Origin of the sequence: Arenimonas sp. (assembly GCF_035312645.1) — a bacterium.
Lineage (GTDB): Bacteria > Pseudomonadota > Gammaproteobacteria > Xanthomonadales > Xanthomonadaceae > Arenimonas.
In genome coordinates this window covers 1-15,780 of the sequence record NZ_DATGBO010000019.1, presented here as the reverse complement: position 1 = coordinate 15,780, position 15,780 = coordinate 1, and the positions used below count along the sequence as shown (strand labels likewise).

The following is a 15,780-nucleotide window of genomic DNA, read 5'->3' as shown; positions in this document are numbered from 1 at the left end:
ACCCAGGTCGGCGCGGTCGAATCCTCGAAGTCGGCCATGTAGACCTTGGCGCCCGAGTTCAGCGCGTTGATCACCATTTTCGGCTCGACCGGGCCGGTGATCTCGACGCGACGGTCGCGCAGCGCGGCCGGCAATTCGGCGACGCGCCAATCGCCGGCGCGGATCGCGGCGGTGTCGGCACGGAAGTCGGGCAGCTCGCCGGCATCAAAACGCAGTTGGCGGTCGCGGCGGGCGGCCAGGCGGGCCTGACGGGCGGGTTCGAAACGGCGATGCAGTTCAGTCAGCAGGGCCAGAGCGGCGGGCGTGAGCAGGTCCTCCTGGCCGGGGACGGCCGGGCCACGCAATTCCAGTCCGGGGTTGAGCTGCGCCATGTCGCCTGCCATCGAGATTTCATCGGTGATCCGGGGAAGCCAACCGTAAAGCGCGCGTTTGAATTTGACAAAACAAATATTTGAATAGAATGTATTAACAAATCGTATAAATAGTGATTCCAACCACTTACCGCCGAGCTAAAACTCCAATCCAGCGGCGCTCCTGCGGATCGGAATTGCGAATTTGGCTTAGATGCCGCCGAAAGGAACGGGAACGACCCCATGCCTGACCGCAAACCGCGCTTCTACTACAAGGGGGACCGCCTCAAACCCCTGCGCGCCTTCTGCCAGGCGGCCCGGCTGGGCTCGGTGTCACGGGCCGCTGAGGCCCTGTTTCTCAGCCAGCCGGCGGTGACCCTGCAATTGCAGGCGCTGGAGCGCGATCTGGACGTCGCCCTGTTCGAACGCCTCGGTCGGCGCCTGAGCCTGACCCGCGAAGGCAATGCCCTGTATGAGCTCGCCCGCCCGCTGGTCGAGGGTCTGGACGGACTCGAGGGCGAATTCCGCAACAAACTCAAAGGTCTCGAGGGCGACGAGCTGCATGTGGCGGCGGGCAGCTCGACCATCCTCTACCTGCTGCCGGAACTCGTGCGCGCCTTCCGCGAGGCGCATCCCGAGGTACAGCTGGTGCTGCACAACGTCACTGGCAAGGATGGTCTGGCGCTGTTGCGCTCGGACACCGTCGATCTCGCCGTCGGCTCGATGCTCGACGTGCCCACCGATCTTTCCTACGCACCGGTGTATTCCTTCGATCCGATGCTGATCCTGCCCAAGGGCCATCCGCTGGCGGCGAAAGCGACGCTGCAACTCGAGGACATCTCGCCCTACGGGCTGATCCTGCCGCCGAAACGCCTGACCACCTGGCGTCTGGTCGACCTGGTTTTCCAGCAGCGCCGCGTGCCCTACACCGTGGCGCTGGAAGTCGGCGGCTGGGAAGTGATCAAACAATACGTCGCGATGGGCATGGGCATCTCGATCGTGACCGGCATCTGCCTCACCGAGGCCGACCGCGAGCGCCTGGAAGTGCGCAATCTGCGCGAATACTTTCCGCCGCGCAGCTACGGCGTGGTCGTGCGCAAGGGAAAATTCCTGTCAGCGCAGGCGCGTGCGTTTTCCGACCTCGTCAAACCCGGCGCGTTCGAACGCCGCGATTATTTCGATTCGGGGCATTCGGAGCGATGAATCGCAAGGTTCTGTAGGAGCGGCGCAAGCCGCGATTTTTCCGATTCGCGATGCTGTGAGCAGGAATCGCGGCTCGCGCCGCTCCTACGAAAGCGAGATCACACCGCGCCGCGATTCTTGCCGTGGTGATCGGCGAACATTTGCCGGATGCGTACGAGGTCGGCCTCCATGTCGTCGCTGAGCTCTACCATCGGGCCGAGGCCGATCACGCGATCGGGATAGTGGAACCAGGCGCAGAACACCGGCACATCAGCGCGCTTGGCGATTTTCCAGAAGCCCGATTTCCAGCGCGTCACTTTCCGGCGCGTACCTTCGGGCGCGAGCACGAACCACATGCGCTCGGATTCGCGCAGTTGCTGCGCGACCTGATCGACGATGCCGCCGGGCGCGCTACGATCCACCGGCCGGCCGCCGAACTTGCGCAAGGCCCAGCCCAGCGGCCCGCGAAAAATTTCCTTCTTGCCGATGAAAACGATACCGAGGCCGAGCGCGACTTTCGCGGCGATGCCCCAGATCGCATCCCAGGCCGAAGAATGCGGCGCGACGATCACCACCACGCGCGGCACATCCGGCCACTCGCCGATCACCCGCCAACCACCCAAACGCAGCACGCTGCGACCCAGCCAACGGCTGAAGGCGTTGCCGCCGCTGCGCGGTGCATTCGTCGGCAGGTCCGGCACGATCCGCATCATGCCTCGCGCTCCCAGCCGCGACTGCCGCGCCCGCTCTTGACCTCGGAGCGCTCGCGCTTGCCGGTCAGACGACGCTCTTTCGAACCCTTGCTCGGCTTGGTCGCGATGCGTTTTTTCGGAACGTGCTGCGCCGCCTGGATCAATGCCACCAGGCGATCGCGGGCATCTTCACGATTTCGGTCCTGCGTGCGGAAACGCTGCGCGCTGATCACCACCACGCCGTCGCCAGTGATGCGACGATCGCGGCGCGCCAGCAGGCGCGCGCGCAGATCCTCGGGCAGCGACGGCGAATTGAGCGCGTCAAAACGCAACTCGACCGCGGTCGAAACCTTGTTGACGTTCTGGCCGCCGGGACCGGTGGCGCGAACGAAACGTTCGACCAGTTCCTGGTCGGGAATGCTGATGGCGGGGCTGATGATAAGCATGCTGGGCCGATTTTCCTGAGCGGATTCTAGCAAGGCCGCATGCGCCGCTGGCCTTTGCCGCGCTTGTCATCGGCGCGGCGCTTGGGCAGTCTTCCTGTCAGCGCCGGGGGTCGGCGCGCATCACTTCAGGGGAATCGAATGAAACAGGTAATGACCGCGGCCGTGCTGGCCTGCGGCTTGTGGGTGGGCGCAGCCTGCGCCCAAGACGGACAGGATGCGGCAGATGCGGCGAAGACGCAGGCCCTCCTCGCTTCCTTGCACTTCCAGACCGGCGACATCGCCCTGGAAAAAGCCGGCGCGCACCTGCACGTGCAGCCTGGCTTCCGCTATCTCGGCCACGACGACACCCGCCGCGTGCTCGAAGACCTGTGGGGCAATCCGCCTGACGACGACGTGCTCGGCCTGCTGGTTCCCGATGCCGCGCCGCTCAACTCCGAACATGGCTGGGCGGTTGTGGTGACTTTCAGCGACGATGGTTTCGTGTCCGACGAAGACGCCGCGAAGATCAACTACGCCGATCTGCTCAAGGAAATGCAGACCTCCACGCATGACGACAATGCCGATCGCAAGAAAGAAGGCTACCCGACCATGGAACTCGCCGGTTGGGCGCAGCCGCCGAGTTACGACGCGGTCGGCAAACGTCTGTACTGGGCCAAGGATTTTTCCGTCGAAGGCGAAACCGCGCACACGCTCAACTACGACATCCGCGTGCTCGGCCGCGAGGGCTACCTGAGCCTCAATGCGCTCTCGAGCATCGACGACCTCGGCGTGGTCAAGCAGGGCATGACGCAGGTGCTGCCGATGGCCGAATTCGACAGCGGCCATCGCTACGCCGACTACAAAGCGGGCAGCGACAAACTCGCCGCCTATGGTCTGGCGGCGCTGATCGGTGGCGGCGTCGCGGCGAAGGCCGGTCTGTTCGGCAAGCTCGGCCTGCTGCTGCTGGGCCTGAAGAAATTCATCATCATCGGCATCGCCGCGATCGGCGCGGCGATCAAGAAGCTGTTCGGCGGCAAGGGCAAAGGCGGCGGCACGGTGCAATAAGCCGCTGTATTCCTGCCAGTACGATGGAACAATCCCGTGATCGCCGTTGCCCCGGCACGGCGATCGCGGACCGATCCTCCCGGCCCGATCCGGGCTAGCGATTTCCAAGCGATTTCCTCGCAGCAATCTGCAGGAAAGACCGCCGCGGATCCGTCCGCCGAAGCAATACCTGCGGCGATGGCGAGTCGGCACCCCGACCAATTGCACATGAACTCACTCTCCGTAGCGAGAACGATGCAGCTTCGGGACGGGGTGGCAGATCGCCGCCCGCCGAGATTCCAGGAGACGCACAATGAACGCCAAGCTTTTTGTCGCGCTTTCCCTCGTTCTCGCCAGCAGCGCCGCCATGGCCGCCGACCAGAACATCGCCGCCGTCGAGGTGCGTGCGGAAACAGCGAACACGCTGACCATTTCCTGCAGCAACCCCAGCCTGCCCAGCCCCGACGACGTCGCCCGGATACTCATCGTCAACGACAGCACCCAGACCAGCGCCCTGCGCCACAAGTTGATGTCGGCCGCCGGCGAAGCCTGCAAGGCCGGCGAAGCCAACATCGTGGTGACGCGCGGCGCCAACGGCAAATCGCTGAGCTGGGCGCCGGCAGCGGCGCGCTAAACGCGCCTCCCGCCTGACAAGGCGACGCGCCTGCGTTTTCTCTCAGCTTGCTGACAAACCGAAGAACCGGCGTGCAGTGGCCGTCGCCGCTGCCGCCGTATCGGCGACATCCTCGCCGCGATCCCTGGCCAGTTCCTCGACGATATGCCGCAGATACATCGGCTCGTTGCGCCGATGCGACGGCTGCGGACGCACACTGCGCGGCAGCAGATACGGTGCGTCGGTCTCGATCATCAGGCGATCGCTGGGAATGTCCTTCACCATCTCGCGCAGATGCAGACCACGACGTTCGTCGCACAGCCAGCCGGTGATGCCGATGTGGTAACCGGCATCGAGGCAGTCCTGCATTTCCTCGCGCGTACCGGTGAAGCAATGCACGACCGCCGCACCAATACGGCCGCTGAAATTTTTCATGATCGTCATGAAGTCCGCGTGCGCATCGCGCTGATGCAGAAACAGCGGCTTGCCGGTATCGACCGCGATCTGCAATTGCCGCTCGAACGCCCGTCGCTGCGCCGGCCGCGGCGAAAAATCGCGGTGATAATCCAGCCCGCATTCGCCGACCGCGACGACTTCCGGCGCGCGCTGCAGCTCGCGCAATTCGGCGTCGGCCTCGTCGGTGTATTCGACGGCGTGATGCGGATGCACGCCGGCCGTCGCATACAAAAATCCCGGCTGTGCGCGGGCGATTTCCAGCGCCTGCCGCGAGCCCTCGCGACTGGCGCCGGTCACCACCATCTGCACGACGCCAGCGGTGCGCGCACGCGCCAGCACGGCGTCGAAATCATGGGTGAAGCTTTCGTGGCCCAGGTTGGCGCCGATATCGATCAGGTCCATGCCGCCATGGTAGCCGAGCGCGTCAACGCGTTCGCCATCACGGCGTTATCGCCGCTGTGCCCATTGCCGGATCCACCCGATGCGCCCGATCCGACCGATTGCATTCCTGCTTGCGCTCGCCTTCGCCTTGGCCACCGTCTTTGCCGCGCAGGCACGCTCGCTTTACGACCTGGCCCCGATCACCACGGAAGTGCAGCGCCAGGTCCAGCTGTATTCGCTGCCTGGCGCGACGCTGCGCCTGGACACGCCCGGCAGTGTCGTCTACCAGCAGGACTTTGGCAGCTACACGCCGAGCACGCGCATCCCCATCGCCTCGGCGAGCAAATGGTTGTCGGCGCTGGTGATCGCGCGCCTGGTCGAGAAACACGAAATGGAATGGCAGGATCCGGTCGGCGCGTATTTCCCCGATGCGCCGCCGGCGACGCGCGCAATCACACTGCGGCAGTTGTTCTCGCATACCAGCGGCCTGCCCGGCAACGGCGATGCCCCCTGCCTGTCGCAGCGCACGGTCACGCTCGATACCTGCGCCAGGCAGATCCTGCAGATGCCGATGATCGCTGCGCCGGGCCAGGTGTTCGCCTATGGCGGCAATTCGATGCAGGTGGCCGGACGCATGGCCGAGATCGCCAGCGGCCGCAGCTGGGATCAATTGTTCGTCGATGAAATGGTCGTGCCGCTCGGTCTTACCGGTACCGATTACGCGACGGCATCGCTGCAACCGGGCTACGTCAGCACCAACAATCCGCGCATCGCCGGCGGCGTGCGCAGCACCGTCGCCGACTACGCGCGCGTGCTCGATATGCTGCTCGCCGGCGGTCTCGCACCCAGTGGTCGTTTTCTCGATTCGACGACGCTCGACTACATGGCGCTCGATCACAGCGCCGGCACCGTGATCGCCTACACGCCCTATCCGGAAAGCCTTGGCTACGGCATCGGGCAGTGGCGCGAGGCCGAAGACGCGCGCGGCGTCGCCTATCGCGTGTCGAGCCCGGGCGCTTACGGCACCTATCCCTTCGTCGACCGGCAACAAGGCGTCAGCGGCGTGTACCTCGTGCTCGGCGACCTGGGCAAGATGAAAAGCGACGAGATCGCGCTGATTCAGCTCTGCCTGCGGCAACTCGATTTCGTCCGCGGCACGCTACCGCCGCCGCAGATGTCGCCGGCAACGCAAATCACCGCACCGACTCCGGTCAAAAGCACGACCAGCGCGGCGCCCGCCACCAAAACGACGCGCGATACCACCCGACCCGCGCCACGCAAAATCTATTTCCTCGACGGCAGCCGCGGCGATCATTAGCCTTGCCGGGTGACGACACCCGACTTCCCCATCACTCCGCTGCTTCCCGAGCTGCTGCGCGCGCTGGCCACACAGCCGCGGCTTGTGCTCGAAGCGCCGCCCGGCGCCGGTAAGACCACGCAGGTGCCACTGGCGCTTCTTTCGGCGAGCTGGCGCGGCGATGGAAAAATATTGATACTCGAGCCACGTCGTGTCGCCGCGCGCGCCGCTGCCGGTTTCATGGCCAGGCAACTCGGTGAGGCCGTCGGTGACACCGTTGGTTATCGCATTCGTTTCGAGAACAAGGTCTCGGCGAAGACGCGCATCGAAGTCGTCACCGAAGGCATTCTCACCCGCCTGATCCAGGACGATCCCGAGCTCAGCGGCATCGCCGCGATCATCTTCGACGAATTCCACGAACGCCACCTTGCCGGCGACCTCGGCCTCGCACTCGCGCTCGACGTGCAGCAACAACTGCGCCCCGACCTGCGCCTGCTGGTGATGTCGGCGACGCTCGATGGCGAAAAACTCGCGCGCTTTCTCGATGCGCCACGGCTGACTTCGGCGGGCCGCAGCTTCCCGGTGACGACGGCGTACTACCCGGCGCGCCGCGACGAAAGCCTGCTGTTCCAGCTCAAGCGCTGCGTGCAGGAAGCGCTCGCCGATCATCCCGGTGATGTGCTGGTATTCCTGCCAGGGCAGCGCGAGATCGGCGACGCGCTGCGCCTGCTCGATTTCGACGGCGGCGCCGTCATCGCCATTCCCCTGCACGGCGAATTGCCGCTGGAAAAACAAAGCGAAGCCCTGTCGCCGGATCCGCAGGGTCGTCGTCGCGTGGTGCTCGCCACCAATGTCGCGGAGTCGAGCGTGACCTTGCCGGGCGTGCGCGTGGTGATCGATGCCGGCCTCGCACGCGAGCCGCGCTTCGATCCCAACAGCGGCTTCTCGCGCCTGGAAACCGTGGCTATTTCGCAGGCCTCGGCCGATCAGCGCGCCGGTCGCGCTGGTCGCGTCGCCGAAGGTTTCTGTTTCCGCCTGTGGCCGCAATCACAGCGCCTCGATGCCGCGCGCACGCCGGAAATCGCACAATCGGAATTGACCTCGCTGCGTCTGGAGCTCGCCGCCTGGGGCAGCGACGCGTTGCGCTTTCTCGATCCACCACCAACCGGCGCACTCGCTGCCGCCGATGATCTGCTGCAGCGTCTTGGCGCGATTGCCAGCGACCGTCGCATCACTTCCTTCGGCCGGCAGCTGCTTGCACTCGGCACACATCCGCGCCTGGCGGCGATGCTGCTGGCCGCGCGCGGCGACGACGAACGCGCGCTCGCCTGCGACCTCGCCGCGCTGATCGAAGCCCGCGACCCGCTCAAAGGTCCGCGCCGCGACGATTGGCAATCGCGCTGGCAGGCGCTCGCGGCATTCCGTCATCCGCCTCGTCGTGGCGGGCACGACCGTGATCACTCTCCGATCGACGCCAACAAGGGTGCGCTCGCCGCCATCGACCAAGCCGCCACACAATGGCGCCGTCGCCTGCGCTGCAATTCTTCTTCGCCGAACTCGATCCCCACACACCTGCTTGGCGATTTGTTGTTGCACGCATTTCCCGAACGCATCGCCCGCCAGCATCCAAGCGATCCGCGCCGCTACCAGCTCGCGAACGGCCGCATGGCGCGCCTGCTCGACGACAGCGCGCTGTATGGAGAACCCTGGATAGTCGTCAGCGAACTGCGTTTCGAAGCGAAGGATTCGCTGGTGCTGCGCGCGGCGCCGCTCGATGAGGCGCGACTGGAGGCGGATTTTCCCGAACGCTTCGTCGAGCGCGACTTCGTGCGCTGGGATGCGGACGCGCGCGCATTGATCGCGCGCCGCGAAAAACGCTTCGACAAAATCGTGCTGGCGAGCAAACCCGCCGGCCGCCCCGATCCCGCACTCGCCGCGCAGGCGCTTTGCGACGCCGTCGCCGAACTCGGTCTCGATGCCCTGCCGTGGACGCCGAGCCTGCGCCAATTCATCGCACGCGTGCTGTGCGTTCGTACCTGGTGCCCGGAGTTGCTGCTGCCCGATGTCGGCGATGCCGCGCTGATCGCTTCACTCGATGTCTGGCTGAAGCCTGCACTCGCGGGGAAAACCCGCCTCGATGCGCTCACCGAAACGGAACTTGGCGATGCACTGCGCGCCCTGCTTGATTGGCCGCAGCGACAGAAACTCGATCAACTTGCACCGCTGCGCATCACCGTGCCTTCCGGCATGGAGCGCGCCATCGAATATGCGACCGCTGCCGAAGGCCATCCCGAGCCGCCCGTGCTGGCGGTGAAATTGCAGGAGTTGTTCGGCCTCGCCGACACCCCGCGCATCGCCGACGGTCGCGTACCGCTGACCCTGCACCTGCTCTCGCCCGGCGGCAAACCACTGCAGATCACCCAAGACCTAAAGGGTTTCTGGCAGCGCACCTACCCCGAAGTGAAAAAAGAAATGAAAGGCCGCTACCCGCGCCACCCCTGGCCCGATGACCCCTGGACCGCGACCGCCACCCATCGCGCAAAACCCCGCGGCACCTAGCCTGCACTCCGCGCTCGATGGCGTGATTCTCGCTTCGAGACGGGAGACGGGAGACGGGAGACGGGAGACGGGAGACGCGGAGCGCAGGCTACCTACCGGCTCTCACCTGCATCGGCCAGGTCACCGCGCGCACTTTTTCCGGATCGCCCCAGACTTCTGCCAATGCGTCGGCGAATTCGCCGACGGCGTCGCGGCCGGTGGCCTGCAGGAAGCGTTGGCTCGCCGACCAGCTGCGCAGGTAGGCGAGGTATTGCGGCAGCGTCCAGTCGCAGCGCAGTTGCAATTCCGGCGTGGCGATTTCCGCGAATGGAAACGGCAGCGTCGCGTAGCCGGCTTCGATGTGCCGACGCTCCGGTGGCCAATACGCGCCGAGCACACCTTCGTACAAACCCATGAAGACTGCATCGATATCCGGCGTCACCGACGAACGGCCGTAAGTCCAGGCGGCTATCACGCCTCCCGGTTTTAGCACGCGTCGCACTTCGGAATAAAAGCGTTCGTGATCGAACCAGTGCAGCGCCTGCGCCACTGTCACCAGATCGGCGCTGGCAGCGGCAAGCGAGCATTGTTCGGCGGGCTCGACCGCATAGCGCACATGCGCGTGTGCAGCGGCGGCTTCGATCTGCGTCGCGCTTGGATCGCTGGCGAATACGTCGGTGAAATACCGGGCGAGCGCGACGCTGGCCTGGCCGTTGCCGCAGCCGGCATCCCAGACCATGTCATGCCGCACGCATTGTTTCGCCAACCACTCAAACAGTGCGACGGGATACGTCGGCCGCGCCTGCGCATACAACTCTGCTTGAGCGGAGAAATGATCCTTGAATGTCATCGCGTCGGCGCCGGTTCGTAGGAGCGGGCATGGCCGCGACTGTTTCAAATCGCGATGCTTCGTGAGGAAATCGCGGTCATGCCCGCTCCCACGAAGCTAGAGCTTTTCTTCGCGCCACACGCCCGGCGCGAGGCCATCGAGGCGGTGCGGTCCGATCGAGATGCGCACCAGGCGCAGCGTCGGCAGGCCGACAGCGGCGGTCATGCGTCGCACCTGCCGGTTGCGGCCTTCGCGGATGGTGAGTTCGATATAACTTTCCGGCACCGATTTGCGAAAGCGCACCGGCGGATCGCGCGGCCACAACCAATCCGGCACCGACTGCAGCAAGGACGCCTGCGCCGGTGCGGTCAGCCCGTCGACGAGCTCGACGCCTTTGCGCAGGGTTTCGATCTGCGCGTCGTCGGCCTGGCCTTCGACCTGCACCAGATAGGTCTTGGGCCATTTGAATTTCGGCGAGCTGATCTGCGCGATGCGCGGGCCATCGTCGGACAGCAGCAACAGGCCTTCGGAATCGGCATCGAGACGACCGGCCGGATAAATATCCGCCGGCAGGCCGAAGTCGGCCAGGGTCGGTCGAGGCGGCACCGTGGCGTCGGTGAACTGGGACAGCACGCCATAGGGCTTGTTGAAAGCTATCAGCATGTCCGCAGCATAGCCCATGCGAGAATCCGCGGGTCACCTGCCACCCCTCCCGGCCGCCATGCATCCCCTGCAACGCCTGTTTTCCTTCGCCCGGCCCTACCGGCGCGCCGCGACCCTGGGCACGATTTACTCGATCCTCAACAAATTCTTTGACGTACTGCCGGAATTGCTGATCGGCGTGGCCGTCGACGTGGTGGTCAACAAGCGGGCCAGCTTCCTGGCCGGGCTGGGCCTGGTCGAGCCGATGCACCAGCTGTACGCCCTGGTAGCGCTGACGATCGCGGTCTGGGTGTTCGAATCGCTGTTCGAATACCTGTACGCGCTCAAATGGCGCGGCCTCGCCCAGGACCTGCAGCACACGCTGCGCAACGCCGCCTATGCGCATCTGCAGGCACTGCCGCCGGACACGATTGCGCGCGAGCGCAGCGGCCGTTTGATGGCGCTGATGAACGAGGACGTCAACCAGATCGAACGCTTCCTCAACACCGGCGCCAACGATCTGATCCAGGTGTTCTGTTCGTCGCTGATGGTCGGCGCCGTGTTCTTCTTCCTGACCAGCACGCTGGCGGTGCTCGCGCTGCTGCCGATTCCGCTGATCCTGCTCGGCGCGTTCTGGTTTCAGCGCCGCCTGTATCCGCGTTACGCAGCGGCGCGCGAGGCGGCGGCGACGGTGTCGTCGCGGCTCAACAACAATCTCGCCGGCATGGCGACGATCCAGGCCTATACCGCCGAAGCTTTCGAAGCCGAACACGTGCGCGCGGCATCGGACGATTTCCGTGCGCGTAATGCCGATGCGATCCGGGTTTCCGCTGCGATCACGCCGGTGATCCGCATGGCGGTGCTGGCCGGCTTCGTCGCCACGCTGTTGTACGGCGGCTGGCTGGCGCTCAACGGCCGCCTCGGCGTCGGTAGTTACTCGGCGCTGGTGTATCTGACGCAACGCCTGCTCTGGCCGCTGACGCGTCTGGCCGACATGACCGATCTCTACCAGCGCGCGATGGCCTCGGTGAATCGCGTGATGGATCTGCTGGAAACGAAGCTTCCGCTGCGCGGCACGCAGCAGCTCACGCAGCACGCGAAGGGTGCGCTGAGTTTCGAGAAAATCGCCTTCGCCTACGACGGTCGCCCCGCCGTCAGCGATATTTCGCTGGCGATTCCGGCCGGGCAAACCATCGCGCTGGTCGGCGGCACCGGCGGCGGCAAGAGCACGCTGCTGAAATTGCTGCTGCGTTTCATCGACCCCGACCACGGCCGCATCCTGCTCGACGGCATCGACATCGCGGCGCTCGATCCGGCCGCGCTGCGCCGCGTGATCGGCTATGTCGCGCAGGACCCCTTCCTCACCGATGGCAGCGTCGCCGACAACATCGCCTACGGCGAACACGCACCGGACATCGCGAAAGTCGAAGCCGCCGCGCGCGCCGCGGAGGCCCACGATTTCATCGCCGCGCTGCCGCAGGGCTATGCCAGTGCGGTCGGTGAACGCGGAGCGCAACTGTCCGGTGGCCAGCGGCAGCGCATCGCGCTGGCGCGAGCGATCTATCGCGACCCCGCCGTGCTGGTGCTCGACGAGGCGACGTCCGCCGTCGACAACGAAACCGAAGCGGGGATCCAGCGCTCGCTGGCGCGCATCTCGCATCAGCGCACGACGTTGATCGTCGCGCATCGTTTGTCGACGGTGCGCCAAGCCGATGCGATCCATGTGCTCGATGCCGGACGCATCGTCGAAAGCGGCCGCCACGATGAACTGATCGCCCGCAACGGTTTCTATGCGGCGCTGTGGCGGTTGCAGACGGGTGAAACATCGTAGCTGGCGGCACAACGCGTCTCGCTTGAAATCCCCTGTCGCATCCGCGCCCCCGAAACCCATGGGATGACCGATGCCGGTTCGGTCAGCACCTCCTGTGCTGACTCACCGTCGCCGGCCATCCCTGGCCGACTCACAGTCTTCCCATGGGCTTCGGAAACGCTCTGATCGGCTCGGCTTGTTGAACAAAATGCGAACAGCAACGACCCGCCACGTACCGGTGCCGGCAAGATGAATTGACGACGAAACGACTCGCGTTTCGCAACATCTCGACATGATTTCAGAGCGATGCCGGGGCCGACGGAGTGGGTCCGTGAGCAGGCCAGGGATGGCCTGCGACGGTGAGTCGGCACAGGATGTGTCGACCGAACTGGCACGGACTCCCCGTCGGCCGCGGCGGCGCGGGTGCAAAAAGAAATTTCCCATGCTGGCCAGCGCGACCCTGTCGTGGCCCCTGTCGCCAGCAAGCTGGCTCCTACGGCGAGGCAAGGTCCTGCAGGTCCTTGCCGGCCAGCCGCAAATTCTTGCGGATGTGCGCACGCAGTTCGCGTGACGGCGGCGTCGGTGCTGGGCCGCCGAGATTGCGGTGCAGCATCCATTCCATGAGGAAATAATAGGCCTCGCGCGTGCGCAGATCGGTCGCGCTGTGTCCCGCGTCTGCGTCGACGAACAGGCTCACATCCTTGTGCAGCGAGTTGAGCTTGGCGGCGTAGTGCGTCACCCCGCGGATCGGCACGCGCTCGTCCTCGCCGCCAGCGAGCATCAGCAGCGGCCGACGCAATTTGTCCGCGTTGGCGATCGGTGACTGCGCTGTCAAACGCTGCGCAATCACCGGATCCGCAGGGTCGAGTGACAGATGCCGCATGCTCGTCGCGATCGGCACCCCGGGCACCATTTCCGTGCCGGTGCCGACGTATTCGCGCAGCACCCAGCCGAAATCCGCCGGTGGGACGCCGGCGATGCCGACCTTGAACAGCTCCGGCTGGAAAGTCACGCCCAGCAGAGTCGAATAGCCGCCGAACGACGCGCCGGTGATACCGACGCGATTCGCGTCACCGATGCCTTGTGCAAGCAGATAGCGCACCCCTTCGACGATGTCGAGCTGCACGCGACCGTTGCCGAAGTCGCCGTTCGCGGCAAACAGATAGCGGCGGCCCAGGCCGGTCGACCCGCGGAAGTTCGGCTGGAACACGACGTAGCCGCGATTGGCCAGAAACTGGCCGTCGTTGCTGAAGGTCGGTCGCACCAGATTGAAGGGTCCGCCATGCACGTTCGCGACCAGCGGCACCGTCGTCAGATCCACGCCCGGCGGCACCATGAGGAAGCCATGCAGACGCATGCCGTCGGAGGCGCGCCAGGAGAACGCGATCTTGCGTGCCATCACCGCTTCGGCAATGGCCGGGACCGGTTTGCCATCGAATTCGAAGCGTGCGTCATCCAGTATGCGGCGCGTGGCGCCCGTGGCCGGATCGTAGACATGCAGGCGCTCGCCGCGCAGCGAGCCCGAGCGTTCGTGCACGATCCAGCGCGCCGCCGTACCGACGCCGACATCGATCTGCAAATTGCGCTGCGGGAACAGACGAACGATCGCATCGACCTGCCGTTTGCCGTCGGGGGTCAGGCCGTAACTCGCCGCGGTCGTGCTGCGATAGCTCGCGATCAGCGGCTGCCGCGTGATCGGGTCGAGCACGATGCCGTCGACATCGGCCTCGCCGCGCGGATCTTCGAACAGGACCGTCATGGCGCCGTCGGGCGACATGCGCACCGGGCGCATGAACTCGCCACCGAGATTGGTGCGCAGGATCAGGTCGCGGCCATCTTCGCTGGTCGCCAGGAACAGGCAGCGGATCATGCGCTCGCAACGCGCGATCGGATGCAACTGGCCGGCGGCATCCACATGCTGGATGACCTGGCCCTCGCCCTCGGCGCGCAACAGATACGCGAGCCGCCCTTGCGGAGCGAACGCGGCATCCACGATCGCGGTGGCCTCTTCGCGCAGCAGGGTCTGTCTGCCCTGCATGTCCACGCGCCACAGACGCCAGCGTTTGGGTGCGCGCGACACCACCGGCGGCACTTCGCGCACGAGGATCGCTGCGGGCAGGGACGCATCGACGCCGAAGAATTCCCGGCGTGTGCGCTCGCCCAGCAAGGTGACGATGCCCGAGCCGGTCGTGCCCGTCACGGCAAGCTTGAACACCTCGCGCGGCGAAATGAGCAACAGCCAGCGACCATCGTGCGACCACGCGATTTCATTGGCCTCGGTTTCGAGCAGGACACGCCGCGGTTCGCCGCCGGCCGTCGGCAACAGCCACACGCTGCGATTGCTGCCCTGCTCGCGCAGATACGCGAACTGCCGGCCGTCGGGCGAGAGCGCGGTTTCGCCTTGGTTGCTGCGCGACAGGAAGGCCGTGCGTTCGATGCGTGGCGCCGGTGCGCGCTGGCGTTCGGCGGCGAGCGCGGCTTTCAGTGCTGCAGCATCGTCGTCGGCGCGTACCGGCCCGGCGAAGGCGAACAGCGTCGACATCACCAGGCCCGTCAGCAAGGACGCGGTGAGCCGCGCCCCGAACGATTTCGGGAACGTCTTCATGGGTTTCTCCTGCAAGGCCCGCGCGCGACTCGCGCGACGGGCCGGTGATGGTTTGATTCGTTCAGGCCGTCGCGGCGGACGCGATCGGCAGATCGTCCAGGCGCTCGCGTTCGGGATACAGCAGCCACAGACTGAACAGCGCCGGCGGGCCGATGGCGAAGCAGGCGACGAGCCAGGCCAGGCGTGCCGGCATCGACACCGCGACCCGACGCAGGCGCCATGCGCCGCCGATCAGCGAAAGCAGGGCCATGCCGACCGCGATGCCCACCGCCGCAGGCAGCACCGGCGGACGCTGGAAGTCGCGCACCGGCACGTAGCCGGCGAATAGGTTCACCGCGAACTTCTGCACTTTGAACAACACCGGCGAGATGTACCAGTTCGAATAGCGGAACACCGGTCCGTAACCGATGCCCAGCTCGCGGCGACCGACCGACACGGTGCGGTCGTGCTCGTCGACGCGCAGGACTTCCTGGAATGCCGGGCCGTCGCCGTTATGCGAGTAGCGGCTGTAGACGAAGGACACCAGATAGCCGTCGAGCAGCTCCATGACATCGACGCGCTCGAGATTGCCGGTCTTGCCCGGCACCGGCACATGGGCCCGCGGCGTGAGCACGCCGTCGCCGTTGTGCAGCTCGCGGATGTCGTAGAAGTACAGCGCGCGGTCGCTCATCAGCAGGATGCGTTCGTCAAAGGTTTCGATCGACGTGATGGTTTCACCGGCCGGCACGCGCAGACGCGGCAGCACCAGCTTGGCGTCGCTGTCGTACTGGAAAACGGTGTCGCGGCTGATCAGCGAATCCATCGGACCGATCACCGGCGGCGTCGGAAAGGCGCCGTCGCCATCGACACCCAGGCGACCCACCGCGCGGAAATCGGCGAGGCTGTAGCCCTCGAAGCGCATGCTGTCGTGACTGAA

At 65.6% G+C, this 15,780-nt stretch carries 13 protein-coding genes and 1 pseudogene; 6 read left to right on the top strand and 8 right to left on the bottom strand.

The annotated features are described in order from the left end of the window. Positions 1–383 (bottom strand): annotated as a pseudogene (locus VKM35_RS01655) (malate synthase A); the annotation flags it as partial. Between the two features lie 210 nt (positions 384–593). Here VKM35_RS01655 and VKM35_RS01650 point away from each other — a divergent pair. Then, positions 594–1,553, top strand: a complete 960-nt coding sequence (locus VKM35_RS01650; protein WP_324317677.1) for a LysR family transcriptional regulator — start codon at positions 594–596, stop codon at positions 1,551–1,553. Between the two features lie 98 nt (positions 1,554–1,651). Here the strand turns inward: VKM35_RS01650 and VKM35_RS01645 are convergent, their stop codons facing one another. Next, the gene (locus VKM35_RS01645; RefSeq protein ID WP_324317674.1) at positions 1,652–2,242 is read right to left on the bottom strand and encodes a 1-acyl-sn-glycerol-3-phosphate acyltransferase; all 591 of its coding nucleotides are present in this window, start codon (positions 2,240–2,242) and stop codon (positions 1,652–1,654) included. Beyond that, positions 2,242–2,670 (bottom strand): alternative ribosome rescue aminoacyl-tRNA hydrolase ArfB, encoded by a 429-nt coding sequence (gene arfB / locus VKM35_RS01640; protein WP_324317672.1) that lies wholly within the window; start codon positions 2,668–2,670, stop codon positions 2,242–2,244. The genes VKM35_RS01645 and arfB overlap by 1 nt, the downstream gene beginning before the upstream one ends. A gap of 138 nt (positions 2,671–2,808) precedes the next feature. Here arfB and VKM35_RS01635 point away from each other — a divergent pair, with 138 nt between their 5' ends. Both VKM35_RS01635 and VKM35_RS01630 read left to right on the top strand, forming a co-directional pair. Continuing rightward, positions 2,809–3,714: a DUF2167 domain-containing protein gene (locus VKM35_RS01635; RefSeq protein ID WP_324317671.1), complete on the top strand. Its 906-nt coding sequence runs from the start codon at positions 2,809–2,811 to the stop codon at positions 3,712–3,714. Positions 3,715–4,006: 292 nt separating this feature from the next. Next, positions 4,007–4,327: a hypothetical protein gene (locus VKM35_RS01630; protein ID WP_324317669.1), complete on the top strand. Its 321-nt coding sequence runs from the start codon at positions 4,007–4,009 to the stop codon at positions 4,325–4,327. 42 nt (positions 4,328–4,369) lie between these two features. Here VKM35_RS01630 and VKM35_RS01625 read toward each other — a convergent pair whose 3' ends face one another. Further along, on the bottom strand, positions 4,370–5,164 hold the full coding sequence (locus VKM35_RS01625) for a TatD family hydrolase (protein WP_324317667.1): 795 nt from the start codon (positions 5,162–5,164) through the stop codon (positions 4,370–4,372). A 79-nt stretch (positions 5,165–5,243) separates the two neighbouring features. Between VKM35_RS01625 and VKM35_RS01620 the strand changes: the two genes are divergently transcribed. Continuing rightward, the gene (locus VKM35_RS01620) at positions 5,244–6,461 is read left to right on the top strand and encodes a serine hydrolase domain-containing protein (RefSeq protein WP_324317665.1); all 1,218 of its coding nucleotides are present in this window, start codon (positions 5,244–5,246) and stop codon (positions 6,459–6,461) included. 9 nt (positions 6,462–6,470) lie between these two features. After that, a complete protein-coding gene (hrpB, locus tag VKM35_RS01615) occupies positions 6,471–8,999 on the top strand; it encodes an ATP-dependent helicase HrpB (protein WP_324317663.1) in 2,529 nt (842 codons plus the stop codon). Positions 9,000–9,087: 88 nt separating this feature from the next. Here hrpB and VKM35_RS01610 read toward each other — a convergent pair whose 3' ends face one another. Further along, positions 9,088–9,828 (bottom strand): class I SAM-dependent methyltransferase, encoded by a 741-nt coding sequence (locus VKM35_RS01610; RefSeq protein WP_324317661.1) that lies wholly within the window; start codon positions 9,826–9,828, stop codon positions 9,088–9,090. Between the two features lie 96 nt (positions 9,829–9,924). Then, the gene (locus VKM35_RS01605; RefSeq protein WP_324317679.1) at positions 9,925–10,470 is read right to left on the bottom strand and encodes a pseudouridine synthase; all 546 of its coding nucleotides are present in this window, start codon (positions 10,468–10,470) and stop codon (positions 9,925–9,927) included. A gap of 58 nt (positions 10,471–10,528) precedes the next feature. Between VKM35_RS01605 and VKM35_RS01600 the strand changes: the two genes are divergently transcribed. Then, on the top strand, positions 10,529–12,280 hold the full coding sequence (locus VKM35_RS01600) for an ABC transporter ATP-binding protein (protein ID WP_324317659.1): 1,752 nt from the start codon (positions 10,529–10,531) through the stop codon (positions 12,278–12,280). 472 nt (positions 12,281–12,752) lie between these two features. On the opposite strand, the gene VKM35_RS01595 is transcribed toward VKM35_RS01600, so the two are convergent. Both VKM35_RS01595 and VKM35_RS01590 read right to left on the bottom strand, forming a co-directional pair. Next, positions 12,753–14,864 carry a S9 family peptidase gene (locus tag VKM35_RS01595; protein ID WP_324317657.1) on the bottom strand — a complete coding sequence of 704 codons (2,112 nt, stop codon included), beginning with the start codon at positions 14,862–14,864 and terminating at the stop codon, positions 12,753–12,755. A gap of 61 nt (positions 14,865–14,925) precedes the next feature. Beyond that, positions 14,926–15,780: hypothetical protein (locus VKM35_RS01590; protein WP_324317655.1), on the bottom strand; the 855-nt coding region annotated here is incomplete at its 5' end.